Origin of the sequence: Actinokineospora fastidiosa, assembly GCF_014648415.1 — a bacterium.
GTDB lineage: Bacteria > Actinomycetota > Actinomycetes > Mycobacteriales > Pseudonocardiaceae > Actinokineospora > Actinokineospora fastidiosa.
Window position 1 is genome coordinate 1 of the sequence record NZ_BMRB01000028.1, and the last position, 516, is coordinate 516.

Consider the following 516-nt stretch of genomic DNA (forward strand, 5'->3'; position numbering starts at 1 on the left):
TTTTGTGGTAAAAATAATCACTATAATTTGCGCAGTAGCAAGCTACTCATAAGGTCTCAGCTTAAAGATAATAATGCCCAGCAGTTACAAGGAGAACAAAAAATGAGAAAGAGAAACTTCATCGTCAACGGTATTCCAGGTTTGTCAGGGATCGAGATGACAAGTCTTAGAAGAATCCACCGCCGAATCCACCGCCGAATCCACCGCCAAGCGCGTTGTGGAAAACACCGAGTGTGGCAATGTCAGCCGCTCCGGCGACTACGTTTGCGGGTCCAAAGCCGCCGAAACCACCAAACTGGCGAGGTTCAAGGGTTGCCTGCTCGGTTTGAGTGGGGGCTGGGACAGCGAAGACACCAGTGAAGGCGACGAGGGCAGCGATGACGGTGAAGAATTGCATCTTGTCTCGGAAAAAAAAGTTGGTAAAAGGAGCTGGGCAAATCGAGGGGGTAAGAGCTGAGACCTGTCAGGCGCTAAAGGTGATTATTGGAAGATCGACTTTGAAAGGTGAAGGGTGGC

At 49.8% G+C, this 516-nt stretch carries 1 protein-coding gene; it reads left to right on the plus strand.

Annotation, left to right across the window (positions count from 1 at the left end):
* Nucleotides 1–217 precede the first annotated feature (217 nt).
* Nucleotides 218–457, plus strand: a complete 240-nt coding sequence (locus IEY98_RS33570) for a hypothetical protein (protein WP_189214508.1) — start codon at nt 218–220, stop codon at nt 455–457.
* Nucleotides 458–516: the final 59 nt, after the last annotated feature.